This is a genomic window from Marimonas lutisalis, assembly GCF_005434965.1.
GTDB lineage: Bacteria > Pseudomonadota > Alphaproteobacteria > Rhodobacterales > Rhodobacteraceae > Marimonas_A > Marimonas_A lutisalis.
On record NZ_SKCI01000008.1, the window covers coordinates 22,024 to 45,640 of the forward strand.

A 23,617-nucleotide genomic window follows, 5' to 3' on the forward strand; every position below is an offset into this window, starting at 1 on the left:
TTGTGCACTTCGGAATCGTCTTTTCCACACATTGTGAGGTGATTCCACGGATGTAGATTTTCGCATCCGGAAATCCGGGCCCCTGCGCGCCCGCTCAATGTCCTTTCACGGTCGAATTCAGAATCTTTCGGGCAATTTTCGTCCAGATTTCCTGCGTGGTTTGATCTGATGTCCCAGACTTGTCTCAGGGTGCTGCAGATAGCACCGGAGCCAAAACCGAAAGGGAAATCAGATGAAACTCAAAAACATCACCCAAGCCGCTATCGCTTTGACCATCATGGCAGCCGGCACTGCGCAGGCCGACCAGTTTGCAATCAAGACATCTGAAGCCGAAACTGGTGCGTCTCAAAGACTTCTAACATCACTCCAGGTTCGAGAGATTGACGCCGTGAAGATTAACGGGGTGCATTTCACAGTGATTGAAGCTCGGGATGAAGGATACGCCGAAGCCTATATTTATGGGCAAAATATCTCTGCAGAAGGCTTGTACCGGCTTGAAGCTGACTGGAACGGGACCGGCCTGTCATCGCTGCCGGTCGAAGCGCGCGAACCCTTCCTTCAGGAAATCGCGTGCGAGTTCTGCGCGAGCTGACCGAAACAGTGCTGGAGGCCCGATCAGGAGGAGTGGGGGTACCCGATGAGGGTCAGCCGCTCCTCCAGCCTGTCGACATCCCGAACATCAAAAAAGGGCATGTCGCGGAAATGGGTGAAGGGAAGATCTATGCTGGCAACCATGCGCTGGAACCCCTCCGTTTTTGTAATTTCTTCGCGGTCCGCCGCCATCAGCGCAAATATCAGCTTGCCCCAGGGATCGGAGGGTGCGCGTTCGTGGCCTTCATGCGCACTTTTCAGGGCATCGCTTTCCTCGCCGGCGAGGAATTGGCACAGAGCCAGAAGGCTAAGGTAAAGCGGGTAGAGAGCGTCTGCCGAGGTGGCCAGCTTCATCACCTTCTTGAAGCGCGCCATGCTTGCCTCGTATTCCTGGCAAAACATCTCGCTGGTTGCCAGCGCCAAGAGTGCCAAGTGAAATGCCGGATTGATTTCCAGAGCGCGATGAAAATCTGCACGCGCCCCTTCGTGATCCGCCTTCAGCCACATCCTGAGATTTCCCCGCGTGCGGATCACGAAGTCGATTTCAGGCGCTATTCCGACAGCGCGTTCGGACAGGTCGATACAATATTCGAGATCATCCGGAATGCGCGAGAAGGCGACTTGCGGTGTCATTTGCGTGGCAATATGAGCGCGCATCGCAAGGGCAATTGGATCTTCCGGATCGCGTTTGACAGCAAGTGAAAGCGCATCCCTAGCGGCATCCCAGTGATGGATTTCAAAGCGCGACAGGTGGAATGCTGCTTTCGCAAGAAGTTCCTGGGTGTTTAATTCATGATTATCGATCGTGATGTAATCTTCACCCCCATACGTGATCATGTGAATTCGAAGGAAATTGCTGATCCGGTCGGTAATTTGACGTGACAGCGACGCCGCATCCGAAAATGGTGCGCTCCATGTCTCGGCACATACGACATCCCCAGGCTGACCTTTGACCACCTGCAGGAACACCCGGACGTTTTCGCCCGACTTGCTTGCGCGTCCGCTGATCGAGTAGAGCGCCGCAGTGCGCTGCTCTTCGTCGGTTGTGACCCTGATCCCGGCCCGAGGCGACAGGGCCATCACCAATTCCTCTCTTATGACCTCGGCCAAGTCCACAATTTCCGGGTCGTCGCCATGGACCCGCGGCGCATATATCAGAAGCGTGGGGCGGGACTGCGGGCTCGAAGGTATTTCGCGCAAGCCATGCAAGCTGTAGCCGCGTCCTACTGCGGTGCGCAGAATTTGTCGGTCACTGTCGCCCAAGGCCGCACGAATGTCCTTGATACACTGTACTAGGCTGTCATCCGAGACTGAAACGCCCTTCCAAACCGCGTTGACCAGATCATCCCTTTCAACCGTCTCACCATTGTGGGCCGCCAACTCTTTCAAAACGCGCAAGGATTGTTCGCGGAGCGCCACAGGCTCACGGTGTTGACCGGCCAAGCGACCAGTAGTCGGGTCGAAGACGAACTTGCCTAGACGTAGTCGATTTCCGTTATCCTCTGGGGCGTTCATCGCGCAAATCCCACACGGTTGAATGCCTCAATGGTGCCAGCGACACCAAATTACGGCAACACTTGATGTACGAAAAGTCCGCGAACCCGCCGGTCGATGTAGCTCAGATCTACGGCTGCTCTTGGTGGCAGCGGACCTTCAGCACCATCGCAGCGCTCGACCGCTACGAGCCCTGGGTGGCAGCGACGGAATTGTAGCCTCACGTTTCTCCCGGCATTGGTGCTGCGTTCACTTCGATCGTGTTGAGATCGGGGTCCAACAGATAGAGTTGTGGGAAGCCTGCGAGGCCTTCTCGGAGCATGAGAACTCTTTTCCTGTCACCTTCCGGTAGATCTTCTCGAAAACCAGCCGCCTCCAAACGTTCGACCAACCCTTCGAAGTCGTCGGTGCAGAATGCAAAGTGCACGTCGGCGATGTCGGGAGATGGAGAGCTTCGATAGGTTCCTGCTTCATTCAGCACGAGATGGATTTGCCGATCGCCACATCCCAACCACACGCCTAGAATCGGAAATGGCGGGCGAGGCAAGCGCTTCAGCTTGAAAAGGTCTTCGTAGAAAGAAGCCGACACCTCAACATCTCTGACTGGATACGAAATGTGATGGAGTAACATTTCTGGCATGGCATCTATTTCCCCAAGACCTTCGACGTCGACAATACCATACATTGATCCGAAAGGCAGCTTCGTCCGCAGAGCTGACCTAAAGGGCTGTTACAGCGAACGGCGGCTCCGAGCCGATAGTGTTGAAAAACTCCGTCGCTGGAAAATCAGGGCAAAAAGTCAGAATGACTTTCCGTAAAGCCGCATTTTTCCAGACATGGTTCTCAGTTATGCGCCTCAGCGGGAGAAAATTCTGCGAAAATGCAGTCTTCCGCCCGAGCAATGAGTTTTTCAACACAATCAGCCCATAGCGGAAGCGCAGATGTCCGGTCTTTCCGATGACATGACTGTCCAACATTCGGTCAGCGGTTAGTTGGAGTTCCACCCAAGGAACGCCAAACAATGCTTAGTGATACCATTTCAGGCGCTTGCTGCTTCTGCTGCTCCAGGTCCTTTGACCATCCAGAACAGGACGGCTACAACGACCAGGTTCAGGGCACCGGCCAACGCAGCCATCCCATAGGCGACGGCGTAGTCAGCGGTCATATCATAAAGGTATCCGCCCAGGTATCCGCCATTGGCGTGGCCAAACCATCCGAACATGGTAATCACACCCAGAGCAAAACCACGCCGCTCGGGCGGAGTGTAGGCGGCGGTGGTGGTCAGAACGCCGGTCATCACGCCGGCATATCCAAATCCATATATCGGAGCATAGAGATAAAAGCTTGAAAGGTCGTTGATCAGGATGAAGCCGTAAATGAGCAATGTCATCCAAGCCGTTGCTGTCATGTAAGCTGGAATAGAACCGATAATGTCAGCGAGCTTCCCGAAGGCGATACGTCCGAGTATTCCCACCATCAGCATCAAGAAGATGACCGAGCCAGCTTCATCGGCACTGTATCCGCAGCCTTGAATATGCGGAACAAGATGCATGAGGGGCACTGACATGCTTGTGCAACACAAGAAAATCGCGAGGCACATCATCGGAACGACCAGTTTGATTGGCGGATAGTCACGGCTCTGCACCGCTGACACTTGCGCGGAATAGCCAAGTTCGATCGGCCTGAGCAGTGCCGCCAACGGAATAAGAACAACGAGCATCAGGCCGCCTGTGATTGCCAAGGCTCCCGACACCCCGAATGATTTGATCAGCAGCGCCGATCCGAACGGTACTCCCCCTTGGCCTAAGGCTTGACCGGCCGAGGCGATACCAATCGCAAGACCCGCGCCTACGGGGAACCATTTTCCAACCAGTGACATGACCGGCGCAAAGATTGCAGCTCCGCCAAAGAGGCCCGCAATGAACATAAGCGTATAATACTGCCAAAGCTGGCTCGCTGCTGCGGAAGTGAGATAGGCAAGGCCCATCACAATGCTGCCCATCAGAACAACGGTACGGGTTCCGAACTTGTCGGCCATAGCGCCCATTATGAGCCCACCGAATGCCATGCCTACGATGCCGGATACGTTAATCAAGGAAATATCCGCACGATCCCAACCATGGAGTTCTTCCAAAGGTACGACATAGGCGGACATGCCGTTGACGATTGCGCCCATTGACATGGCCAATATCAACGCGGCCGCTCCGACAATTACCCATCGAAAAGGTGGCAGATGCTCGACGGTGGTCATGGCACTCTCCTGAAAATTCCAAACACTATAACATACTAATGTTGTTCCAAGGGTGCTGTCAGACTAATTCGAACTCGTCTCTGGCAGGACAGTGACGCTGTCCCTTATGCCGCGCAGAGACCACGCCACTCGGCAAGAGCGGCGGTGCGGTTCTGTTTGAAATGATCTCGGCTTGAGAGGCTGCGGTCCTGGTTGAGGTGGTTGAAAACAGATGAGTGGACGGCCGCGAATTTCTGCAAACTTCGCATCAGCCTAAATCGCTGCATGGCCCGTTCTCGTCGTCGGAATGGCAGGTGCGAATTCTCGACTCTGTTGTTGAGCCAGCGCCCACACGATTGCAGATTGCCGCAGCCCATTTCGCGAAGCGCGGCCTTGTATGAAGCAAATCGATCTGTGACCAACACCTCTGGCTGACCATATCTCCGCATCAATTTTCTCAGCATTTTCAATGCGGCGCGTTTGTTTCTTCGCTTCGTGACGACGCTCTCAAGAACCTCGCCTTTCGTGATCGACAGCACGCCAGAGATAGTGCCGCTCGCCGTTGATTTTCACAAAGACCTCGTCGACATGCCATTGCCATCGGGAAAAGGCACGTAGCTGCTGAACACGCCGCCGCCGGATCTCAGAGGCAAACATCGGCCCAAACCTGTTCCACCAGAAACGAATGGTTTCGTGGCTCACGTCGATGCCGCGCTCGTGCAGCAGGTCCTCGACATTTCGAAGTGACAACGGGAACCGGACATAGAGCATTACCGCCAGGCGGATGATCTCTGGGCTGGTCTTGAAGTACTTGAAGGGGGAACGCTTGGTCATCTTGAGAGGCTAAGAGAGACCCCTGCCCGGCTCAAGGCAAGTTACTCTGACATGACCCTCGCGGCTGCCCTTTGATTTCGCTTTGCCGCTAAGCGACGGCCACCCGCCGAAGGGCAGCTTTGTCCCGCTCAGCGGTCACTCGAACAGGCTGCAGCGAACGACAGCTTCGAGCCCGGAGCGGTCATACTCGTTGACACGCTCTTGCCGTTCCGCCGATGATGGCGAGTTCCCTTGGTCAGGGTCCTCTACGTTCGGGCTGAGGGCGTCGCTCTGGTATCTCAGGGCCGGAGTGTAGGCCACCTGTCCACCAGTTCACCGCCGCTGATCACGAGGATTTCCCCGAAGGTTTGGATGATCGCCTCGGATTCAGTTGGCCGCATGAAAGCGCATGTGTCGACCAAAGAGGTGGAAAGGGCCGGGCCGCTCCAGATTTCTTGATTGGAGGACCGCCCGAAGACGCGTGAGTAACCGTATCCTTCGGGAAAGACCGGAACCGCTTTCCAATAGCCGCCCGAAATCGCGATGTCAGCGCGATTTTTCCTGAGCGCTCTTCCCAGTATGCCCAGCCCGGGGATGGGGTTCGACGGAAGGTATTTCAGGATTGGCGTGGCGATGAACAGCGCGGGTTCGATGCCAGCCAGCGCGGTCGCGTCGAAATCGATTGGTTTCACGAGTAGGGAGCCAAGGGAGACTTCGGTCACGCCATCGCTTTGGTGGTAGGTTCCGAATGAGGTGCTGCCGCCGGTGTTCACGAAACCATTGGGAGAGAGAGGAAGGAGCGCATCGTGCGCCCGGCGAAGGATGTTCCTTACGCTTCGCGCTTCGCGCCTCCTGAGACCGACCGGCAGTTTGGCGAGGTGCGCGTCGTAGCCCATAACGCCTTCGAGGTGGAAATGAGGGTATCCGGCGAGCGCGGCCAGTTCGGACTTCAGCCGGTCGGGAGACACGCCCCCGCGATGAAGGCCGACGTCGACCTCTAATGCCACGCGCAGGCGTTGGCCGCTCTGATGCGCGAGATCGAGGTATTGGGCTGCGCGCTCTGGTGTGTCGATAAGCCAGATCACCCTATCCGCTGCATTTGGGTGTGTCGCGAGCACCTTTGCGGCCCCCACGACCGGAAATGGCTTGCCCAGCAGATGCTCGTTCTCTGGCCGTTTGGAAAGCAGAGTATCGAGATGGCCGGATGAGAATGTCATGAAGCCGACGGCCTCCAGCCCCGCCACGGCTTTGTCGAGCAACGGCAGGCTGGCTAGTGATTTTGCGGCCACGCGAGTGCGGATGCCAGGCTGGACGTGCGCCTTCACAATCTCGAGGTTGCGGTGGAGCCGGTCGAGGTCGAGGACCAAGGCCGGACCGTCCGTTCCTCGCAAGGTCCCGTCGAGCGATGTAAAATAGGAGGATGTCATGCGCCGAAATAGGGCTGGAGCACGGGGGAAAGGAATCTGTCTTCCGGGTCGAAGCGGGCCCGCAGCCTTCGGAAGGCATCGGCGTTGGGATAGAGGCTGTCGACCTCGTCGCGCGTCATGGTGTGGAGCTTACCCCAGTGCGGTCTTCCGCCCGCCGCGCGGAAGACCGCCTCGCAGTCGCGGAAGGCGGCTTCATAGGGGCGCGTTGCCTGAACGTGTACGGCGACTGAGACGCTTGGGCCAGCGTGAAACGGGGACAGCCATGCGCTGTCCTGCGCGGTTTTTCGGACTTCGATGGGAAAGATCACCTCGGGATGCCGTGTCTCCATTATTTCGATGACCTCGCATATGGCGTCTTCAGCCACTCTTGCGTCGAGGTTGTATTCCATCTCGTTGAACCGCGTGTGGCGCGTGGTGCAGAGGACCTTCCAGCTTTCGTCAACGAAATCTTCTGCCGACATGGCGGCCATAAGCAGACGAACGGCGGCGCGGCGCAGGGCGGGGGAGATGTGGCGCAGGCCCTTCGTGCCATTTAGATAGGAGAGCCCGAATTCATCGAGGTCGAGCGGCGGCTTGGTCGGTGCATCCTCCGTGATGTCGTGTGTGATGCTGACGCCCTTACCACTGTGTGGGAGGACAAAGCATTCGGCATGGCGGTGGTTGCGCCAAAGCTCGGGCATCTGCGAGATGATCTCATCTTTAGGCGCCGGTTTGCTCGCTCGTTTGCGGAGCCGGTAGGATGGTCGAGTATTGATCTGCACCTCGGAAATCATGCCCAGAAGCCCAAGCGCGACGCGCGCACCGGGCAGATCGGCCTCTGGAACCTCGACCAGCGTTCCAGTTCCATCGATAAGGCGCAGGCCAGTGACTTCGGCAGATAGGCAGGGCAGTTCTTGCCCGGTGCCGTGGGTCGCGGTGGAGATCGCGCCGGCTAGCGTCTGTGCGTTGATATCACCCAAGTTGCGGAAGGCGCGGTCATCGACATGCAAAGCCTGGGAAATGTCACGCAGCGTGGCGTTTGCATCGATCCAGACCCGGTCGCCGTCCGACGAGAGGACCGGAGAACCGCGGCGCGGCGCGATTTGGCACAAGTGCACGGCGCCGCGTATTAGCGGCCAGAACGAATGGCCCGAACCGACAGTCCGAATGACCCCTGTCGTGTCGCGAATCAGCCGCGCGGCATCTTCGGCACCGACGATCCGATGCACACGGCCATCATCAACCTGATTGCCCGACCAGTTGGACCACATCGGGTTCTCCTCCATCGCGCATCCGGGCGCCTATGGGCCATCAAAGCATATCTTTGGCTGTCACGCTATTGTCAGGGTGACATTTCAGCGAGCAGCCACAGCGCTCAGGGCCAATATACGGTCGCCTACCCGCCGGAGGCCACCGGAATGGTGCTGGCGGCTCGGCGCTTCGGGCTTCCGGCGGTGATCGCCTTCACGGTCGAGACCGATGGCCGCCTTCCCACGGGAGAGGCGCTCGGCGATGCGATTGCCGAGGTGGATGCGGCGACGGACGGCTAACCGGATGGTTTCATGGTTCACATCAATGCCCCGCTCGTGCAGCAGGTCCTCGACATTGAGAAGTGAAAGCGGGAACCGAACATACAGCATCACCGCCAGGCGGATGATCTCAGGGCTGGTTTTGAAGTATTTGAATGGGGAGCGTTTGGTCATGACCAGAAGCAAAGCAAGGCCCCTGCCCGGCTCAAGCCAAGGTCCTCTGACAAGACCTTTGCAACTATCCAGGCCAGCTAAAATTTTTCACCGAGCGCATCAGCGCCTCCATTGCCGGTGAAAACTTTCGACCCGGCATGGTCACCAGCGCAATCTTTCGTTCAACTGTCGGATCTATCAGCGGGCGTTGGATCAAACCTGGCAAGGTAACAGAGTATTCCGGCATGAAGGCAAAACCGATACCTGCAAGAACCATTGCCTGCACCCAGCCTTCTCTTTCAGACCGGAAGCGCGCGTAAAGTTCGACACCTTTTGACGCGCAAACCTGCATCACCATCTCGCGCATTTCGCAAGATAGCCGATCCACGTAATTTTCTCCCGACAGCTCTTGCAGACTGACAACATTCAATTGCCCGAGACGATGTTCGGGCGGGAAGACCACAACATATCTTTCTGCATAGAGAGGATGAGCGCGAAAGTTTTCTTGCAGCTCTTCCGTCAGCGTCATGACCGCGGCGTCCAGTTCGCCGTTCGATAGCTTGTCCTTAAGTTCCGTGGTCGAGCGTTCGCTGACGGACAATTCCACGCCGGAATTGGTTTTTTCGAACTGGGCCAGGAATCGAGCCAGTCTGATATGTCCAATCGTCGACATAACGCCCAACCTGATCGGCACCTTTTCGAGCAGACGGAAATTTTGGGCCAGCAACTGCGCTGCGTCGGCCTCGCTAACGATTTGCTGCAAGTGCGGCAGCATGGACCGACCAAAATCGCTGAGCAGGATACGCCGACCTTCCCGGTGAAAGACAGGCGCTCCAAGCTCCACCTCAAGAGCCTTCACGCCTTTGGTCAAGGCGGGCTGGGTGACATTGCAATCAGACGCGGCCTTGGTGAAATTCAGATGCTTGGCGGCCGCGAGAACGTAACGTATCTGGGACATCTCCATTGAACACCCCCTTGTCCAAAAGCGCGCAATTCCGTCCAATATACCGTAAAACATTCAAACCGTGGGTTATTGAACAATAGCGCATTGCGTTTTCCCAAGACACAGTTTTTGCGTTTTCATGAAAGGGCAAGAACAGCAAAGGGAGATTGGAAATGTCGGTATTCATGGTTGAACGCGACTTGAAAGGCATCAGCATGGATGACCTGGCAGGCGCACAAAAAGCAGCGATTGCAACCGCCGAAAAGATGTCAGACGCGGGCGAAAAAATCAGCTATATCCGCTCTACTTTCGCACCCGAAGACGGCCGCTGCATGTGCCTTTTCGAAGGCGAAAGTGCAGAGCAGGTCCAGCGATTGAACGATACCGCCGGCTTGCCATATAGCCGCGTGGTAGAAGCACTCGACCTGACCCCGTAGGCGCGGAGCAATCTTCTAACAGCCGGTTTTTGCCAAAAAGGCAAAGGCCGGCCACGCCGCCTCAGGAATGCGAACCATGCATGATCAACCTTTCGTCACCGCAGAACGCTTCCAGTGCTCAGCCCTTGATGCAAAGCCTCAAAGCAGTGCTGTCAGACGAATTCGAACTCGTCTCTGCAAGGTCAGTAGCGCTGTCCCTTATGCCGCGCAGAGACCGCGCCACTCGGCCAGAGCAGCGGTTCTGTTCTGCTTGAAGTGATCTCGTTTGGAGAGGCTGCGATCCTGGTTGAAGTGATTGAAAATGGAGGAATGGACGGAAACGAATTTCTGCAAACTTCGCATTCTCCGAAAGCGTTGCATTGCCCTTTCTCGCCGTCGGAATGGTAAGTGCGAGTTCTCAACGCGGTTGTTCAGCCAGCGTCCACATGATTGGAGATGATCGCAACCCAAGTCGCGTAAAGCCGCTTTGTATGAAACGAACCGATCGGTGACCAGCACCTCAGGCTGACCGTAGCGCCGCATCAATTTTCTAAGCATTTTCAATGCGGCGCGTTTGTTTCGCCGCTTCGTGACAACGCTCTCAAGCACTTCGCCTTCGTGATCGACGGCCCGCCAAAGGTAGTGCCGCTCGCCATTGATCTTCACGAAAACCTCGTCGACATGCCATTGCCATCGCGAGAACGCACGCAGCTGCTGCACACGCCGCCGACGGATCTCAGACGCAAACATCGGGCCAAACCGGTTCCACCAGAACCGGATGGTCTCGTGGCTGACGTCGATGCCTCGTTCGTGCAGCAGGTCCTCGACATTGCGGAGTGACAGCGGGAACCGGACATAGAGCATCACCGCCAGGCGGATGACCTCGGGGCTGGTTTTGAAGTACTTGAACGGAGAGCGTTTGGTCATGGCCAGAGGCTACGCAAGCCCCCTGCCCGCCTCAAGCCAAGTTCCTCTGACATGACCGTCGGATGATCTGCAAGCCGCCTTAAGCGGTCATCCATGGCAAGCCCGCGCCGCGGCAACGTCCGCTTTTGCGCCGCAGCGACCGCTCTTACCAGAAGCGCGCATTCGCCATAAAACTGGCTACGGCAGAGTTGCGGACGAAACGGACATTCAACATGCCCGAACCACGAACTGAGAGCAAAGCTCTGCCATACAATTTTGTGTTATGATGTTAAGATACAGTCCAAAAAAACCTGTCGGTGTTCACCTTCTCGGTGTTCTAGCGCCAAGTACATATTCAATACGGCCAATGCTAGTGATCTACTTCTTCAGTCCATCGGGCTTTCATGAAGATAGAGCATCCAGAGAGCATACAACTGACTGTCCGTAAGGGGATTGCGAAACCCGATCGTTTCGTCCCCCTTGATGCCCGTTATCAACCGCCCAAGAAACGTGACGTCAGCCTCTTGCCGGGCCATCAAGAACAAATCCCGGGCGGGCAATTCCAGGTCGGGGTCGCCGTTTTCGGCCTGGTCGTGGCACCCAGCGCAATAGGTTTCGTGAATGGCGCGGGCCTCGCGGGCTGTGGCTGCGGTTCTTTTCAGATCAAGGCCAACCGTGTCCAACCCGTGCCGCTCGGTAAGCTTTGAAAGCAAAGCCACAAGCGCATGTTCGGCCTTGGCATCCGTCAACGGGATTTCCAGCCAACCGGAAAGCTCCGACGCGCCCTCCACGTCTCCGGCCTTGCGCAACATCCAGGGCAGCACGCCCATTGATCCCGCAAGCCGGGCCTGCAACCCGCGCCGGTTTGCCGTAGACAGCGTCGGGTCGGCCAAACGGGCAAGATCGCCCTGGGCGATCAGAAGCTCGCTGGCCAGAAGGCGTTGACCGTCATCTGCCGCCCGCAACTCAGCAGTTGGAAGAACGCAAAGAAGAGCCGCAATGCAAAACACTGCGGCCCGTTCCTTCAGATCACCGAATATGTGGCGCGTCTGCGCCATGGGTCACCTCGTTTCGGTCAGTTGGTCGAGATCGAGGCTTCCATCGGCTTGCCCTCGGCCGTCCACGCGGTCATCGACCCATCATAGAGCATCGCGTCCTTGTTGCCGAGCAGTTCGGACGACACGAACCAGCCGATTGACGCCCAATGCCCCGTGTTGCAGAAATTGACCTGGGCCCCTTCGGTGGGCACGCCTGCCGCGGCATAGAGTTTCTTGAGCGTGTCCGCATTGCGGAAGTTGCCGCCGCCGTTTTCGGTCATCCAGCTTTGAGGCAGGTTCACCGAACCGGGGATCGTGCCCGAAGCCTTGGATGCCGGGTGCCGGTTGACGCCCAGGAACTGATCATGGGTCCGGTTGTCGACCGGCATGGCGCCGGCGTCAATCGCGGCCTGCACGGCGGCCCCATCAACAAGCATCGCCTCGCGCAGCGCTACGTTAAAGGTTTTTGCCGTGGGTTTTGCCGCGCCCTTCTCAAGCGGATTGACTGGTTTCTTCTGGTCGTCCACCTCGCTGAGATAGGCTTTCATGCCGCCATTGAGGACCGAAACATTGTCGTGGCCCAACACCTTGAAAGTCCAATACATCCGCGTGGCAATGCCCATGTCTGACGAACTGCTGCCAGGGGCCACAAGCACGACATGAGTGGCATTGTTGATCCCCAGCCCGCCGATCAGCTCGGCCAACTTGCCGGTATCCTTGGGGAACACGCCGGGCACACCGTTGTCCTTCACGCGCCAGCCATCCTTGCCGTAATTGGTGTTGACCGCGCCGGGGATGTGGCCGCGCAGATAGTCGGTCGAAGGGCGCGCGTCGATGATGACGACACCATCGGCCCCGGCGTTCTGCTTGACCCAGCCCACGTCGACCAGAGGCTCGGCCGCCCAGGCGGGCAGCGCGACCAGCGTGGCGGCGGCGAAGGCCGCCGCGGCAACCAGTGACCTTATTCCTTGAGTAAATCTTGTCATTTCACTTCCTCCCAGTTGTAAAGCAGTCCGGGTGATCGACCCAGCCTACTTGGTTATGACGCTGTCAGCCGCACGGATCGCTCCGACCACATCCGCCCATGCGTCCTCATCCTCCGGCGCAAGGCCGGAGATATCTCTTCGTTCAATCCGGTGCGCCTCTTCCAGCGTCCCGAGCGCGGCTTCGACACGCGCGCGGTCGGGGAACAGGCCGGTATCCAGTTCAAGAAGTTTCATGTCCTTTCCTCCGGTCTCACAGGCTTATGACGCGGTCCGCGTCGGTCATGGCCCGGCCCAGGGCGGCGGCCTCCAGCAGGTCCAGGTCCTCGGCCATTTCCGGCACCGTGGTTTCCGGTTCGACCTCGGCCAGTTCCAGCAACTCGGCCCGTTCGGCGTTTTCCTCGGTTTCGGCAACCGGACCGGTCATAAAGACCAGTCGAACCGCGTGGCCGAAAATCGTCAGGCCTGCCGCCACACGCATGGCCTCGGTATGATCGCGCCGGGCCAGGACCAGGATCTGTTTTTCCTCCATGACCAACCTCCTCACAGGCTCACGATGCGGGCCGCTTCGCCCATCATCAGAGAATTGACGGTTTGGCTGCCACGTTCGACCGGGCAATCCCGACCAGCCATGTGCAGGTCCCATGAATGCTCGCATACCGCGAGGCGCGCGGCCCCGGCGCCGACCTGGGCAAACGTCGCATCAGACAAGAGTTTCACGCCGTCATTGGTCAGAAAGCAGCCCCAGCTGAGCCCTTGGGCAGTTAGCGCTCGTCCCAGCCCGGTTGCGATCCGGGCGGCGTCAGGGGTCGAGATGAGCAGCATTACGTCCATGTGCATATCCTCTCGGGCCATCAGAGTTTCGCGGGGAAGACAACGCGCCCACCCTTCGTGGCATAGGTGATCATTCGGGTTATCATTGGCGCGGCAGTCTGGCCCGGGATCAGCGCCGCATCGCGTATCGGGGCGGTGTAAACGACCTCGCGGCTGAAACTGCGCGCCGCGCCGCCGGGGCCGTTGCCCATATCGGTGCCGGCAAGAACGAATACCTCGGCTTGCCCCGCGAGATGGGCCAGACCGGCAACGGCCTTTGCCGTCTGACCTGCCGCAGGCGGTCCAGCGACAACCAGTGTTTCGTCGCCGCTCAGGCCGATCGTGCCCAAGAGCCAACGCAACACGTGGAACGTAACCAGAAGCTCTCCGGTGTCATCGAACAGCCACTCTGCGGGCAGGCAGCGTGCCCGTTCGGGCGCGTCTTTCAGGCATTCCGGCTCGGGCCGCGTGTCAATCAGCGTATAGCCTTGTGCAAGCGCGGGGTCCGACAGATCCGACACCGTGCCCACCGGTCCGGCCTGTGCTTGCGTGCAGACCAGAGCCAGCACTGCGGCACCGGTCGTCACCCGGACATGTCGGATCGCATTGGGATGGCGGGCCCGGAACCGCATCTCAGCAGCCGCCGAACTTGATTTCGGGGGCCGGTGCGGCCCCCGCTGCGACGGGCGCAGGGGGGTTTTCCACATAGTAGCCCATCAACTCCATCACCGGCAGCTCGCCAAACCCGTTGCCGACCTCCACATCCGGCATCATCTCGGCGGGTTGGGGCACCTGTGCGGCGGAAATCGTTTCGCTGTCCAGCGCGGCATAGGGGAATGCGACCCAGGCCACCGCAAGGCTTACCACGATACTCCCGACGCAAAAGACAATACTGCTTGTGTTCATCTTCCCGCCCTCCCTTTACATCGTGTCCCGCAGGAAACAGACATACATGACGACAAAGGCGACGATCCCAACGCCCAGGTGCGCGGTTGTTTCAAAATCCATCTCAATCTCCTCAGTCGCCACGATAATGCTTGATCAGGGTGTTAACGCTGACCGCGTCGCCGGTGATCGGGTGCTCCACGTCGGGCGTGAAATGCGCGACCCCGTCACGGTCGGTGCGCAGGCTGGTTGGCGGAAAGACGAACACCCAGGCCACACCGGCAATCACGATGACCAGCGACCCCCAGCCATAGGCATGCATGAACAGTTTTGCGGGTGTCATATCCTCAATCCTTGCGAATATAGACTTTCCAGCAGCGCGGTTCCTGCTTGGTGTCAAGATGCACCGCATCCAGCTCGTCGCACATCGGCGGCAGCGCCTCGACCGACGACGGATTGTCCAGCAACACCTCGATCACGTCGCCCGATCCGACCTGCCCGACGGCTTTCTTGGTCAGCAATTGCGGCCGCGGGCAACTATCGCCGATGCAATCGACGGTTTGCGCAATCGAGACCGTGTCGCCATTGCTGAGCGTCGCCTCACCAACGGGGCCGCTGGCGCCAGCATCTTTTTTCTTCTTGCCGAATAGTCCCATGTTATCCTCCCATCTCTTTTCGTTCTATTCACTCCGCCGCCGTGGCGACGGCACGCGCCGCCTGCGATTGGCGATGCCGTTCTGCCTGGGCAGCTTCCTTGCGCAGGATTGCGCGGTAGATCAGCACCAGAACCCCGACCTGCACCAAGCCGAACACGATGGCCGGGATGCCGAATTTCTCTTGCAGGGTGGCCGCGTTGGAATAGCCAAGTTGCAGCGCCTCCAGGTTCGGCTCTCCGGTCATCGATGCGGGCGCCGGGGGCCAGTAATTCGCCGACCACGCCAGCGAGAACAGGAACATGCCGACAAAGGTGAAGAGCAGCGCCCAAAGCGCACCGACATTGCCTTCGCCGGTCTTGACCCAGGTCGACACCGTGCAGGCCCCGGCAAGAACCATGCCGACGCCGAAAATGAACAGCCCGGCAAAGGTGTTCAGACCGACATCGAACCGCATCGGGTTGCCTTCGCCAAAGGTCAGGAACAGGGTGAAGCCGAAGGTCAGGATGATCATCGCCACCAAAAGCGCCTTGGTATTGCGATAGGTCTTGAACAGGATCGCATCCCGCAAGGCCGCCGTGTTGCAGAAGCGCGAACGCTGCACCAATATCCCCACGACCGAGCCGAAGACAAAGGCGATCAGGCATTGTCCGATAGCACTCATCGTTCAGCCCTCCAGAATTTTCTTGTAGATCAACGAGCCAACCCAGGCCCCGGCCAGGATGCCGCTGATGGCAAGGTAGCCGCCCATGTTCATCTCGGGTGTCATGCCGAAAAACGTCGATACGTTGCAGACAAAGGCCAGCCGGATGCCAATCCCCATCAGAAGCCCGCCGATGGTGATCAGCACCCATTCGGACAGCCGCCGCGGCATCCGGATGTAGAACTCCTTGCTCAGAACCGCGCTGACAAAGGCGCCGAACAGCATGCCGAGGCTGATATAGATCTTCCAGTAGGTCGGGTCCGGTTCGAACACCAGGTTCCAGAACGGCAGACGTTGCAGGTCATCCCCCATTGCGGCCTCGGCGATAAGGCCGGTCATCATGGTCTCCCCGCCACCGACGGTAAAGGCCCCGATCATCAGAAACAGGAAAATATCCAGCACCGCAATCGCGGCCAGCGCAATCACAGGATCAAGGGTTTTCTTGAAAAACTCGCTCGGCAAAACATCCTCCCAGTGCGTTACCTTGGTTTCACTGCTTGCGTTCAGCTTAGCCTTAGGGGCAACATGAGGTGGTAGTAATTATTGGAAACACCACCGTTACACGGTCTAACCTCCAAAATTGCGATCGGCTGTCGTTGGGGTAATTCCCTGATATTGTTGAAAAATTTACATCCGAGGGGAAGGGAGAGCATGTCGATTTACGTTGAGATTGAACCCAATGACTTCCTTGGTCACATGTTCAATGCCTGCTCTTTGGACCAGGTCAGCGAGTTCGCCCCCGAGCGTCGCGGGTTCCGCATTCACGGCCACAGCACCACGATTCGACTGGAACGAGTATTCTGGTCAGTGCTTGAAGATATGTCCACCCGAATGGGCATAACGCTACCGCAACTCATTGCCCGTATTCATGATCAATGCCTCGTGGCGAACGACAAGAACATCTCATCCTGTCTGCGGGTGATCTGCATGAAGTACATGAACATTTACTCGTGAAGTCGATTGGTTTTCTGTCAGGCGCTAGCTTTGCCTCAACTTGTGAGAAATCCACTTATCGCAAGCGGCCATGTACAACTTACGCTTTTCTAGCCTCAAGTAGTGTCAGACGCTTAGCCAGGAAGGATTACTCGAACTTAGAAGTTGCTACTGTATGCATCCCATGAACATACGGGGCTTTGGTAAATGGCTCGGTGCGCGCACCCAGTGCCGTCTTTTACAAAATGTTAAGATTCCGCAGCCGCAGCCTAGTCTGCTAAGGGCTCCTTCCGGTCATTCTCTGCGTAAAGCACCAATGGCCGGCCTGGGAGTTCCTGCCGTTCGCTGCCCGGCGCGGCGTCGGATCACCGGGGCCGCGGCAAGCGGCCGCTTCGTGCCCGGCGGGACCTGGAGGGCCGATGCCCAGCCGACAAGCTGCGGGCCGATTATGCAATATCCGAAAGGCGACGTCCGCTCAGGGCACCGGGCCCGTCACCCGCGCTGTTCGCGTGTCACTGGTTTGCCGGGTCGGGATCGGGATCGCTGTCGGGAACATTGAGTGTCGACCAGGTTTCATCGCGTGGGGGGTCGGGCGGGGTTTCGCATGCTTTCTGGTGGATGTTGACCTTGGCGATGAAGTTCGCGGAAATCGGTGCGGTTACGAACAGGAACGCCATGATCAGGAGTTCATGAATCGACGTTTCGCCAAGCAGTGACGAGTGGACGATCGAGGCCAGCAGCAGCATTCCGATCCCGGCCGTGCCCACCTTGGTGGGCGCATGCATGCGCGACATCGAGTCGTTGAATTTCAACAGCCCGATCGCGCCGACCAGTGCAAAGCCCGATCCGATCAGCAAGAATAGCGAAGTGGCATAGGTTCCGACGATCTCAGCGGTCATTCGATGATGTCCCCCCGCAAGATGAAGCGCGCCAACGCAACGGTCGAGACGAAGCCCAGCATGGCGATCAGAAGCGAGACTTCGAAATAGATCTGCACGCCGTGCCTGATGCCCATCACCACCACCAGGCCGAGCGCGTTGATCACCATCGTATCCAGCGCCAGGATCCGGTCGCCCGAGGTTGGCCCCAGCACGAGCCGTACGATCGACAGGATCTGGCCAAGCGCCAGGGTGGCAAAAGCCACGATCAATGCGATCTCCATGAATCCCGAAGCTGCGGTCATGAGAAGATCTCCTTCAGATAGGCCTCGTATCGGGTCTTGATTTCGTCACGAACGGCGTCGGGGTCATCGGTGTGAAGCACATGCACCAGCAGGCTGTGCCCCTCGTCCGACAAGTCAGCCGAGACGGTTCCGGGGGTCAGGGTGATGGTCCCGGCAAGCACGGTGATCGCTTCGGGCTGGCGGAGTTCCAGCGGAATGACGATCCACGCAGGCTTGAGCTTGTTATTAGGGACGGTCAGGACGATCCAGGCCACCTGTACGTTGGCGACGAGGATATCCCACATTACCATGAAGCTGTAGAGGATCATCTTGCGCAGCTTGAAGGCCTTGGGCGTGTCCGGCCACCAGACCGAGGTGGCCCAGGGGATGATGATCCCGAGGATGATGCCGAAAACGACCATCCCGGCGGAAATCTCGTTTTGAAGCAGTGTCCAGACGACGGCCAGAATCAGGGTTAGAAACGGGTGCGGTATCAACCAGTGGAAGGCACGGGCCATGTCAGTGCTCCTCTTTCGGCGTGCTGAGCTTTCCGGGGGTGTCGAGCACGGTGGCGATATAGGAATCTGGCGCGTAGAGTTGTTCGGCGATGGTGGTGGTATAGCGATGCACCTGTCCGGCAAAGACGGTATGGGCCACCAGCAGGGACAGGAGCCCGCCCACGGCCACATAGGACAGGGTTGCCGGGCGCGGCAATGCGGGGGCATCGGCTGGCGTATCGGCGGGTGTATCGGCGGGTGGCGCAAAGCCATGGGCCTTCCAGAACATAACGCTGCCGGCGCGGGCAAAGCCCACGATGTTGATCAGGCTGGAGCCAAGCACCACCGCCCAGATCCAAACGACAAGATCGGTTTCGAACGCCGCATCGAGCACCAGCAGCTTACCGAGGAACCCCGACAAAGGCGGAAGGCCCGCCATGGCGATGGCGCCCGCGAAGAACAGCCCCGCGGTCAGAGCGGTACCCGCCATGGGCGCCTGCGCGGTCAGGTTCAGGTCAGCGCGACCGGTGCGCACCAGGTCTGAGATCAGGAACAGCGCCGCGCCGGCCAGTGTCGAATGCACGATATAGTAAAGCGCGGCCGCGGTGCCCGCCGGCGTGAAAAGCGAGATCGCCACCATCACCATGCCCATCGACCCGATGACGGAGAAGGCGACAAGCCGATCCAGCTTTCGGGCGGCCAGCACGCCGACCATGCCGATGAACAGCGAAACGAGTGCGGCGGGCAGGAGCCACGTGTCATGCAGGCCTGCGGTCGCCTCGAGATCGGGCGGGAAGATCATCGTATAGACCCGGATGATCGCATACGCGCCTACCTTGGTCATGATCGCAAACAGCGCGGCAACGGGCGCGGGGGCCTCGGCATAGCTTGAGGGAAGCCAGAAATGCAGCGGCAGGAGGGCCGCCTTGATCGCAAAGACCAAGATCAGGAGCACCGCCGCGACGCGGATCCCCACCGTTTCTTCGGCGCCGATCAACGAGGCGCGCTGGGCTAGGTCGGCCATGTTGAGCGTGCCGGTTTCGGCATAGATCGAGCCCAGGGCAAACAGGAAGAGGGTGGAGCCGATCAGGTTGAACAGCACGTATTGCACGCCCGCGCGAAGCCGGGTGTTGCCGCCCGCATGGATCATCAGCCCGTACGAGGCGATCAGGAGGACCTCGAAGAAGACGAAGAGGTTGAACAGGTCGCCCGTCAGAAAGGCGCCCATGATGCCCATGAGCTGGAACTGGAAAAGCGCATGGAAATGCCGCCCCCGGTCGTCCCAGCCGGAGCCTATGGAATAAAGCAGGACGAAGAGTGCCAGAGCCGACGTCAGCAGGACCATCAGCGTCGACAGCCGGTCACCGACGATGACGATGCCGAACGGGGCTGCCCAGTCACTCAGTTGATAGAGCAGAACGCTGCCGTCCGACACCTGCCAGGACAGGCTTGCGGCGATGGCGATCAGGGCCAGCACGCCGGCGACGGAAAAGGCCCGCTGAATCCCGATATGGTAGCGCGCCGCCAGCACGATGAACGGCGCAAGCAGGGCGGGCAGGACGACAGGAGCGATAATCCAGTGGGTCATGCTGTGCCCTCCGTCACGTCGTCTTCGCCTTCGGGCCGGTCATCCACGTGGTCATCGTTCGAGCCCAGGAACGCGCCAAGGCCGATCATCACCACAACCGCCGTCATGCCGAACGAAATCACGATTGCGGTCAGCACCAGAGCCTGCGGCAACGGATCGGAATAGGTGGTCATGCCTTCGCGCAGGACCGGCGGCGCGCCGGTCGTCAGCCGGCCCGAAGCGAACAGGAAGACGTTCACGGCATAGGTCAGAAGCGACATGCCCAAGATCACCGGGAAGGTCCGCAGGCGCAGTACGAGGTATAGCCCGCCGGCTGTCAGGATGCCGATGGCCGAGGCGACAAGCAGTTCCATGTCACGCGCCCTCCCTTGCTGGTCCGGTTTCCAGGTGCGGCGGATCGTCCCTGGAGGGGTCAATGTCCATGGGGTGCTCGCTCTCGGGCATGTGCGCCCGCCGCGCCAGGCGCGAGAAGCTTTCCAGCGACAGCATCACGGCGCCGACCACGGCAAGGAACACGCCAAGATCGAACAGGGCCGCGGTGGCCAGTTCGAACTTTTCAAAGGGCGGGATTCGGACATAGGTGAAGTCGGAGGTCAGGAACGGTTTGCCAACGAACCACGATCCGATGCCGGTCAGCCCGGCAATCAGCACGCCGGCGCCGATGACACCGTGATACGGGTATTTCAGCCGCGCGGAGGCCCAGGCAAACCCACTGGCCATATACTGCATCACGACCGCGATCGACACGATGAGACCCGCGATGAAGCCGCCCCCCGGTTCATTGTGGCCGCGCAGGAAGATGTAGAAACCGACCATCAGAACCAGCGGCATGATCACGCGCGTCAGAACCACCATCATCATCGGGTGCATCTCGCCCGCGCGCTGCTGGTCCGGCTTTCGGTTCAGCAGCCGGGCCCGCACCCGACCGCCGAGCAGCGTTTCGGTCAACGCGTAGATCAGCAGTGCCGCGATCCCCAGGACAATGATTTCGCCATAGGTGTCGAAGCCCCGGAAATCGACAAGGATCACGTTGACCACGTTGGTGCCGCCGCCGCCCTTGTAGGAGTTGGCGAGGTGGAATTCCGAGATCGGCGTGCCGACCGCGTCGCGCAGCAGGTAGTGGTATGCCAGCGTGAATGTCGCCAGTCCGCCAATCGCGGCAACGCCCGCATCACGCACCCGGCGCAGGACAGAACTTTCCATCGGGGTACGCTTGGGCAGGAAATTCAGCGCAAGCAGCAGCAGAATGATCGTTACCACTTCGACGGTGAACTGTGTCATCGCCAGGTCAGGCGCGCTGAAGAAGATGAAACCGATGGAGACCATCAGGCCGACAATCCCGATCAGGATCAGGGAAAAGAAGCGGTTGCGGTGCATGAAAACCAATCCGCCGGTCGCTGCCACCAGCATCAGCCATCCGGCGACCAGGACCGGGCCCGCCGCCTGCACCTCGCGCGTTGGGGGGGCCACTGTTCCGGTTTTCCAGGCGTGGAACCCCGCCGCCACGATGGTGATCGCCCCGATCGCGGCATAGCGGGTGAACGCGCCGTTATGCAGCGGCAGGATCAGTCCGCGCGCCAGCCGGACGGCCGTTGCGACCAAGGCGTCGAAAATCGCCTTGGCCTCGGGACGCGGCGTGGTTTCCCACAGGCGCAACAGCGGCGTGAACACGACCATCACCAACAGGCCGCCCACGACGGCCGCAACAGACATGAACAGCGCCGGGACCAGCCCGTGCCAGATCTTGAAATAGGCCTTGGGCAACTCTGCCGCGTTGCCCAGCACGGAGGCCGTAACCAGTTTCACGAAGGGCTCCGCCAGGAAAGGCGCCATGCCGATGACGACGACAAGCGTCACCAGGATCGACGGCGGCAACCACAGGCCGGGGCCCGGATCGTGCGGGTTCGACGGGTAATCGTCGCGCACGGGGCCAAAGAACGTATGCCCGATCAGGCGGAAGCAGTAGGCGGCCGAAAATAGCGATCCGGAAATCGCCAGTGCCGGCACGAGCCAGGGCGTGCCGAACAGCACCGTGTGGGTGGCCTCTTCCAGCATCATTTCCTTGGACAGGAAGCCGTTCAGGAAGGGGATGCCCGCCATCGACAGCGCCGCCAGCGTGGCGATCACGAAGGTCACCGGCATCAGCCGGCGCAGTCCGCCCAGCCGGCGAATGTCGCGGGTATGGGTTTCGTGATCGATGATCCCCGCCGACATGAAGAGCGCGGCCTTGAAGGTTGCGTGGTTGAGGATGTGGAACATCGCCGCCATGGCGCCAAACGCGGTGCCGGTGCCCAGAAGCATGGTGATCAGGCCAAGGTGGCTGACCGTGGAAAAGGCCAGCAGCGCCTTGAGGTCATGTTTGAAGAGCGCGATCACCGCGCCCAACACCATGGTCACGAGCCCGGCCGTGGTGACGATCACGAACCATTCCGGCGTGCCCGACAGCACGGGCCACATACGCGCCATGAGGAAGATACCCGCCTTCACCATCGTGGCCGAGTGCAGGTAGGCCGAGACGGGCGTGGGGGCGGCCATCGCGTGCGGCAGCCAGAAATGGAAGGGGAACTGCGCGGACTTGGTGAAACAGCCCAGCAGGATCAGGACGAGCGCTGGCGTATAGAGCGGATCGGTCTGGATAAGCGCGCGGTTCTCGAGGATCACGCTGAGATCATAGCTGCCCGCGATCTGGCCCAGCATCAGCATCCCGGCGATCATGGCCAGCCCGCCCATGCCCGTCACGGCCAGCGCCATTCGCGCGCCCTGCCGGCCTTCCGGCAGATGTTTCCAATAGCCGATCAAAAGGAACGAGGAGAGCGACGTCAGCTCCCAGAAGACCAGCAGAAGCAGGATGTTGTCGCTCAGGACGATGCCCACCATCGCGCCCTGGAAGAGCAGCAGATACGTGAAGAACTCGCCCATGTTGTCATCACGGCTGAGGTAGTGGCGCGCATAGGCGATGATCAGAAGGCCGATGCCGAGGATCAGGAAGGCAAAGAAGAACCCCAGCCCGTCGAGCATCAGCGTGAAGTTCAGGCCGAGCGATGGCATCCAGTCGATCCGCGCGGTCAATACGTCGCCGGCCAGGACGGAAGGCAGGTTGGTCAGCAAGCCGATGAAGGCCGCCAGCGACACGGTAAACGTGACCCCGGCGCAGGCGGATCTGCCGGCTGCATTCATCAATCCGGGCAGAAGCGCCCCGAAGAACGGCAGAGCAACGATGAAAAAGAGTGACACGAGAACTCCTTGGTCCTGTTGCAGACTTGCTTGAGCAACATCTTGTTCTGGGCCGCTCGACGCAAGGGTCTTCGGGAAAAATTAGTCGTGCACGCGGTCCCCGGTCGGGGACCGCGTGCAGTGGGGCAGTTGCCCGCCGCGATCGCGCGGCGGCCCGTTTCCTAGCTTCCAGCCATAATCAAAGTCTCGCCTATCAATTGTTTCAAGGGTGCTGTCAGACGAATTCGAACTCCTCTCTACTGGGACAGTAGCACTGTCCCTTATGCCGCGCAGAGACCGCGCCACTCGGCCAGAGCAGCGGTTCGATTTTGCTTGAAGTGATCTCGTTTAGAGAGGCTTCGGTCCTGGTTGAAGTGGTTGAAGACAGAGGCGTGAACGGCAACGAATTTCTGCAGACTTCGCATCCGCCGGAAGCGCTGCATCGCCCGCTCTCGTCGTCGGAAGGGTAAGTGCGAGTTCTCAACGCGGTTGTTCAGCCAGCGACCACATGATTGGAGATGGTCGCAACCCATCTCGCGAAGCGCGGCTTTGTATGAAACGAACCGATCCGTGACCAGCACCTCAGGCTGACCATACCTCCTCATCAATTTTCTGAGCATTTTCAATGCGGCGCGTTTGTTTCGCCGCTTCGTGACAACGCTCTCAAGC

The 23,617-nt window shown here is 59.2% G+C and carries 27 protein-coding genes and 3 pseudogenes; 3 read left to right on the top strand and 27 right to left on the bottom strand.

The features are described 5' to 3' along the window. Positions 1 to 232 precede the first annotated feature (232 nt). Positions 233 to 592, top strand: coding sequence for a hypothetical protein (locus tag E0501_RS20625; protein ID WP_137703304.1), 360 nt, complete (start codon positions 233 to 235; stop codon positions 590 to 592). A gap of 23 nt (positions 593 to 615) precedes the next feature. Here E0501_RS20625 and E0501_RS20630 read toward each other — a convergent pair whose 3' ends face one another. The 8 genes and pseudogenes from E0501_RS20630 to E0501_RS20670 form a co-directional block, all read right to left on the bottom strand. Continuing rightward, positions 616 to 2,106 carry a winged helix-turn-helix domain-containing protein gene (locus E0501_RS20630; protein WP_137703305.1) on the bottom strand — a complete coding sequence of 497 codons (1,491 nt, stop codon included), beginning with the start codon at positions 2,104 to 2,106 and terminating at the stop codon, positions 616 to 618. Positions 2,107 to 2,305: 199 nt separating this feature from the next. After that, a complete protein-coding gene (locus tag E0501_RS20635) occupies positions 2,306 to 2,770 on the bottom strand; it encodes a VOC family protein (RefSeq protein WP_205123533.1) in 465 nt (154 codons plus the stop codon). 354 nt (positions 2,771 to 3,124) lie between these two features. Further along, a pseudogene (locus E0501_RS20640) lies at positions 3,125 to 4,342 on the bottom strand (MFS transporter); the annotation flags it as partial. Between the two features lie 98 nt (positions 4,343 to 4,440). Next, positions 4,441 to 5,149, bottom strand: a pseudogene (locus E0501_RS20645) (IS6 family transposase). Positions 5,150 to 5,427: 278 nt separating this feature from the next. Next, entirely contained in the window at positions 5,428 to 6,555 is a 1,128-nt protein-coding gene (locus E0501_RS20650) for an alanine racemase (protein WP_137703307.1), read from the bottom strand. Next, positions 6,552 to 7,805, bottom strand: coding sequence for a D-arabinono-1,4-lactone oxidase (locus tag E0501_RS20655; RefSeq protein WP_161594682.1), 1,254 nt, complete (start codon positions 7,803 to 7,805; stop codon positions 6,552 to 6,554). Before E0501_RS20655 ends, E0501_RS20650 begins: the two co-directional genes overlap by 4 nt. Positions 7,806 to 8,087: 282 nt before the next feature. Beyond that, positions 8,088 to 8,237 (bottom strand): annotated as a pseudogene (locus tag E0501_RS20665) (IS6 family transposase); the annotation flags it as partial. 64 nt (positions 8,238 to 8,301) lie between these two features. Continuing rightward, positions 8,302 to 9,174, bottom strand: coding sequence for a LysR family transcriptional regulator (locus tag E0501_RS20670; protein ID WP_161594683.1), 873 nt, complete (start codon positions 9,172 to 9,174; stop codon positions 8,302 to 8,304). Positions 9,175 to 9,332: 158 nt separating this feature from the next. On the opposite strand from E0501_RS20670, the gene E0501_RS20675 reads away from it, so the two are divergent. Further along, entirely contained in the window at positions 9,333 to 9,596 is a 264-nt protein-coding gene (locus tag E0501_RS20675; protein WP_137703310.1) for a DUF4242 domain-containing protein, read from the top strand. Positions 9,597 to 9,794: 198 nt separating this feature from the next. Here the strand turns inward: E0501_RS20675 and E0501_RS20680 are convergent, their stop codons facing one another. The 12 genes from E0501_RS20680 to E0501_RS20735 form a co-directional block, all read right to left on the bottom strand. Further along, complete coding sequence (locus E0501_RS20680; protein WP_137703311.1) at positions 9,795 to 10,502, bottom strand: IS6 family transposase; 708 nt, start codon at positions 10,500 to 10,502, stop codon at positions 9,795 to 9,797. A gap of 365 nt (positions 10,503 to 10,867) precedes the next feature. Continuing rightward, entirely contained in the window at positions 10,868 to 11,446 is a 579-nt protein-coding gene (locus E0501_RS20685) for a hypothetical protein (RefSeq protein ID WP_137703312.1), read from the bottom strand. A gap of 110 nt (positions 11,447 to 11,556) precedes the next feature. Continuing rightward, positions 11,557 to 12,504 carry a sulfurtransferase gene (locus E0501_RS20690; protein WP_137703313.1) on the bottom strand — a complete coding sequence of 316 codons (948 nt, stop codon included), beginning with the start codon at positions 12,502 to 12,504 and terminating at the stop codon, positions 11,557 to 11,559. Between the two features lie 45 nt (positions 12,505 to 12,549). Next, the gene (locus tag E0501_RS20695) at positions 12,550 to 12,738 is read right to left on the bottom strand and encodes a hypothetical protein (protein WP_137703314.1); all 189 of its coding nucleotides are present in this window, start codon (positions 12,736 to 12,738) and stop codon (positions 12,550 to 12,552) included. A 16-nt stretch (positions 12,739 to 12,754) separates the two neighbouring features. Then, entirely contained in the window at positions 12,755 to 13,033 is a 279-nt protein-coding gene (locus tag E0501_RS20700) for a hypothetical protein (RefSeq protein WP_137703315.1), read from the bottom strand. An 11-nt stretch (positions 13,034 to 13,044) separates the two neighbouring features. Continuing rightward, positions 13,045 to 13,335, bottom strand: a complete 291-nt coding sequence (locus E0501_RS20705; RefSeq protein WP_137703316.1) for a hypothetical protein — start codon at positions 13,333 to 13,335, stop codon at positions 13,045 to 13,047. 20 nt (positions 13,336 to 13,355) lie between these two features. Beyond that, positions 13,356 to 13,946: a rhodanese-like domain-containing protein gene (locus tag E0501_RS20710; RefSeq protein ID WP_137703317.1), complete on the bottom strand. Its 591-nt coding sequence runs from the start codon at positions 13,944 to 13,946 to the stop codon at positions 13,356 to 13,358. A 1-nt stretch (position 13,947) separates the two neighbouring features. Further along, positions 13,948 to 14,220, bottom strand: a complete 273-nt coding sequence (locus E0501_RS20715) for a hypothetical protein (RefSeq protein WP_137703318.1) — start codon at positions 14,218 to 14,220, stop codon at positions 13,948 to 13,950. 112 nt (positions 14,221 to 14,332) lie between these two features. Then, entirely contained in the window at positions 14,333 to 14,542 is a 210-nt protein-coding gene (locus tag E0501_RS20720; RefSeq protein WP_137703319.1) for a hypothetical protein, read from the bottom strand. Positions 14,543 to 14,546: 4 nt separating this feature from the next. Next, positions 14,547 to 14,855, bottom strand: a complete 309-nt coding sequence (locus E0501_RS20725) for a sulfurtransferase TusA family protein (RefSeq protein ID WP_137703320.1) — start codon at positions 14,853 to 14,855, stop codon at positions 14,547 to 14,549. A gap of 28 nt (positions 14,856 to 14,883) precedes the next feature. After that, on the bottom strand, positions 14,884 to 15,516 hold the full coding sequence (locus tag E0501_RS20730; protein ID WP_137703321.1) for a YeeE/YedE thiosulfate transporter family protein: 633 nt from the start codon (positions 15,514 to 15,516) through the stop codon (positions 14,884 to 14,886). Between the two features lie 3 nt (positions 15,517 to 15,519). Then, positions 15,520 to 16,017: a YeeE/YedE thiosulfate transporter family protein gene (locus E0501_RS20735; protein ID WP_161594684.1), complete on the bottom strand. Its 498-nt coding sequence runs from the start codon at positions 16,015 to 16,017 to the stop codon at positions 15,520 to 15,522. A gap of 189 nt (positions 16,018 to 16,206) precedes the next feature. Here E0501_RS20735 and E0501_RS20740 point away from each other — a divergent pair, with 189 nt between their 5' ends. After that, on the top strand, positions 16,207 to 16,509 hold the full coding sequence (locus E0501_RS20740; protein WP_137703323.1) for a ribbon-helix-helix domain-containing protein: 303 nt from the start codon (positions 16,207 to 16,209) through the stop codon (positions 16,507 to 16,509). A gap of 491 nt (positions 16,510 to 17,000) precedes the next feature. On the opposite strand, the gene mnhG is transcribed toward E0501_RS20740, so the two are convergent. The 7 genes from mnhG to E0501_RS20775 form a co-directional block, all read right to left on the bottom strand. Continuing rightward, on the bottom strand, positions 17,001 to 17,387 hold the full coding sequence (gene mnhG / locus E0501_RS20745; RefSeq protein WP_137703324.1) for a monovalent cation/H(+) antiporter subunit G: 387 nt from the start codon (positions 17,385 to 17,387) through the stop codon (positions 17,001 to 17,003). Next, positions 17,384 to 17,671 (bottom strand): K+/H+ antiporter subunit F, encoded by a 288-nt coding sequence (locus E0501_RS20750; protein ID WP_137703325.1) that lies wholly within the window; start codon positions 17,669 to 17,671, stop codon positions 17,384 to 17,386. Before E0501_RS20750 ends, mnhG begins: the two co-directional genes overlap by 4 nt. After that, positions 17,668 to 18,168 (bottom strand): Na+/H+ antiporter subunit E, encoded by a 501-nt coding sequence (locus E0501_RS20755; protein ID WP_137703326.1) that lies wholly within the window; start codon positions 18,166 to 18,168, stop codon positions 17,668 to 17,670. Before E0501_RS20755 ends, E0501_RS20750 begins: the two co-directional genes overlap by 4 nt. Before the next feature lies 1 nt (position 18,169). Then, positions 18,170 to 19,735, bottom strand: a complete 1,566-nt coding sequence (locus E0501_RS20760) for a monovalent cation/H+ antiporter subunit D (RefSeq protein WP_137703327.1) — start codon at positions 19,733 to 19,735, stop codon at positions 18,170 to 18,172. Beyond that, complete coding sequence (locus E0501_RS20765; RefSeq protein ID WP_137703328.1) at positions 19,732 to 20,088, bottom strand: Na+/H+ antiporter subunit C; 357 nt, start codon at positions 20,086 to 20,088, stop codon at positions 19,732 to 19,734. The genes E0501_RS20760 and E0501_RS20765 overlap by 4 nt, the downstream gene beginning before the upstream one ends. Position 20,089: 1 nt before the next feature. After that, complete coding sequence (locus tag E0501_RS20770) at positions 20,090 to 22,969, bottom strand: monovalent cation/H+ antiporter subunit A (RefSeq protein ID WP_137703329.1); 2,880 nt, start codon at positions 22,967 to 22,969, stop codon at positions 20,090 to 20,092. 260 nt (positions 22,970 to 23,229) lie between these two features. Beyond that, on the bottom strand, positions 23,230 to 23,617 hold a 388-nt coding region (locus E0501_RS20775), incomplete at its 5' end, for a DDE-type integrase/transposase/recombinase (protein ID WP_137703330.1).

What these genes read in the sequence shown, in the direction of transcription:
- E0501_RS20715 (WP_137703318.1), bottom strand. Translation starts at nt 14,220, where the DNA reads ATGAACACAAGCAGTATTGTCTTTTGCGTCGGGAGTATCGTGGTAAGC.
- E0501_RS20675 (WP_137703310.1), top strand. Translation starts at nt 9,333, where the DNA reads ATGTCGGTATTCATGGTTGAACGCGACTTGAAAGGCATCAGCATGGAT.
- E0501_RS20725 (WP_137703320.1), bottom strand. Translation starts at nt 14,855, where the DNA reads ATGGGACTATTCGGCAAGAAGAAAAAAGATGCTGGCGCCAGCGGCCCC.
- E0501_RS20690 (WP_137703313.1), bottom strand. Translation starts at nt 12,504, where the DNA reads ATGACAAGATTTACTCAAGGAATAAGGTCACTGGTTGCCGCGGCGGCC.
- E0501_RS20655 (WP_161594682.1), bottom strand. Translation starts at nt 7,805, where the DNA reads ATGTGGTCCAACTGGTCGGGCAATCAGGTTGATGATGGCCGTGTGCAT.
- mnhG (WP_137703324.1), bottom strand. Translation starts at nt 17,387, where the DNA reads ATGACCGCTGAGATCGTCGGAACCTATGCCACTTCGCTATTCTTGCTG.
- E0501_RS20705 (WP_137703316.1), bottom strand. Translation starts at nt 13,335, where the DNA reads ATGGACGTAATGCTGCTCATCTCGACCCCTGACGCCGCCCGGATCGCA.
- E0501_RS20650 (WP_137703307.1), bottom strand. Translation starts at nt 6,555, where the DNA reads ATGACATCCTCCTATTTTACATCGCTCGACGGGACCTTGCGAGGAACG.
- E0501_RS20740 (WP_137703323.1), top strand. Translation starts at nt 16,207, where the DNA reads ATGTCGATTTACGTTGAGATTGAACCCAATGACTTCCTTGGTCACATG.
- E0501_RS20710 (WP_137703317.1), bottom strand. Translation starts at nt 13,946, where the DNA reads ATGCGGTTCCGGGCCCGCCATCCCAATGCGATCCGACATGTCCGGGTG.
- E0501_RS20625 (WP_137703304.1), top strand. Translation starts at nt 233, where the DNA reads ATGAAACTCAAAAACATCACCCAAGCCGCTATCGCTTTGACCATCATG.
- E0501_RS20765 (WP_137703328.1), bottom strand. Translation starts at nt 20,088, where the DNA reads ATGGAACTGCTTGTCGCCTCGGCCATCGGCATCCTGACAGCCGGCGGG.
- E0501_RS20635 (WP_205123533.1), bottom strand. Translation starts at nt 2,770, where the DNA reads ATGTATGGTATTGTCGACGTCGAAGGTCTTGGGGAAATAGATGCCATG.
- E0501_RS20695 (WP_137703314.1), bottom strand. Translation starts at nt 12,738, where the DNA reads ATGAAACTTCTTGAACTGGATACCGGCCTGTTCCCCGACCGCGCGCGT.
- E0501_RS20630 (WP_137703305.1), bottom strand. Translation starts at nt 2,106, where the DNA reads ATGAACGCCCCAGAGGATAACGGAAATCGACTACGTCTAGGCAAGTTC.
- E0501_RS20755 (WP_137703326.1), bottom strand. Translation starts at nt 18,168, where the DNA reads ATGGCCCGTGCCTTCCACTGGTTGATACCGCACCCGTTTCTAACCCTG.
- E0501_RS20700 (WP_137703315.1), bottom strand. Translation starts at nt 13,033, where the DNA reads ATGGAGGAAAAACAGATCCTGGTCCTGGCCCGGCGCGATCATACCGAG.
- E0501_RS20730 (WP_137703321.1), bottom strand. Translation starts at nt 15,516, where the DNA reads ATGAGTGCTATCGGACAATGCCTGATCGCCTTTGTCTTCGGCTCGGTC.
- E0501_RS20750 (WP_137703325.1), bottom strand. Translation starts at nt 17,671, where the DNA reads ATGACCGCAGCTTCGGGATTCATGGAGATCGCATTGATCGTGGCTTTT.
- E0501_RS20720 (WP_137703319.1), bottom strand. Translation starts at nt 14,542, where the DNA reads ATGACACCCGCAAAACTGTTCATGCATGCCTATGGCTGGGGGTCGCTG.
- E0501_RS20670 (WP_161594683.1), bottom strand. Translation starts at nt 9,174, where the DNA reads ATGTCCCAGATACGTTACGTTCTCGCGGCCGCCAAGCATCTGAATTTC.
- E0501_RS20680 (WP_137703311.1), bottom strand. Translation starts at nt 10,502, where the DNA reads ATGACCAAACGCTCTCCGTTCAAGTACTTCAAAACCAGCCCCGAGGTC.
- E0501_RS20760 (WP_137703327.1), bottom strand. Translation starts at nt 19,735, where the DNA reads ATGACCCACTGGATTATCGCTCCTGTCGTCCTGCCCGCCCTGCTTGCG.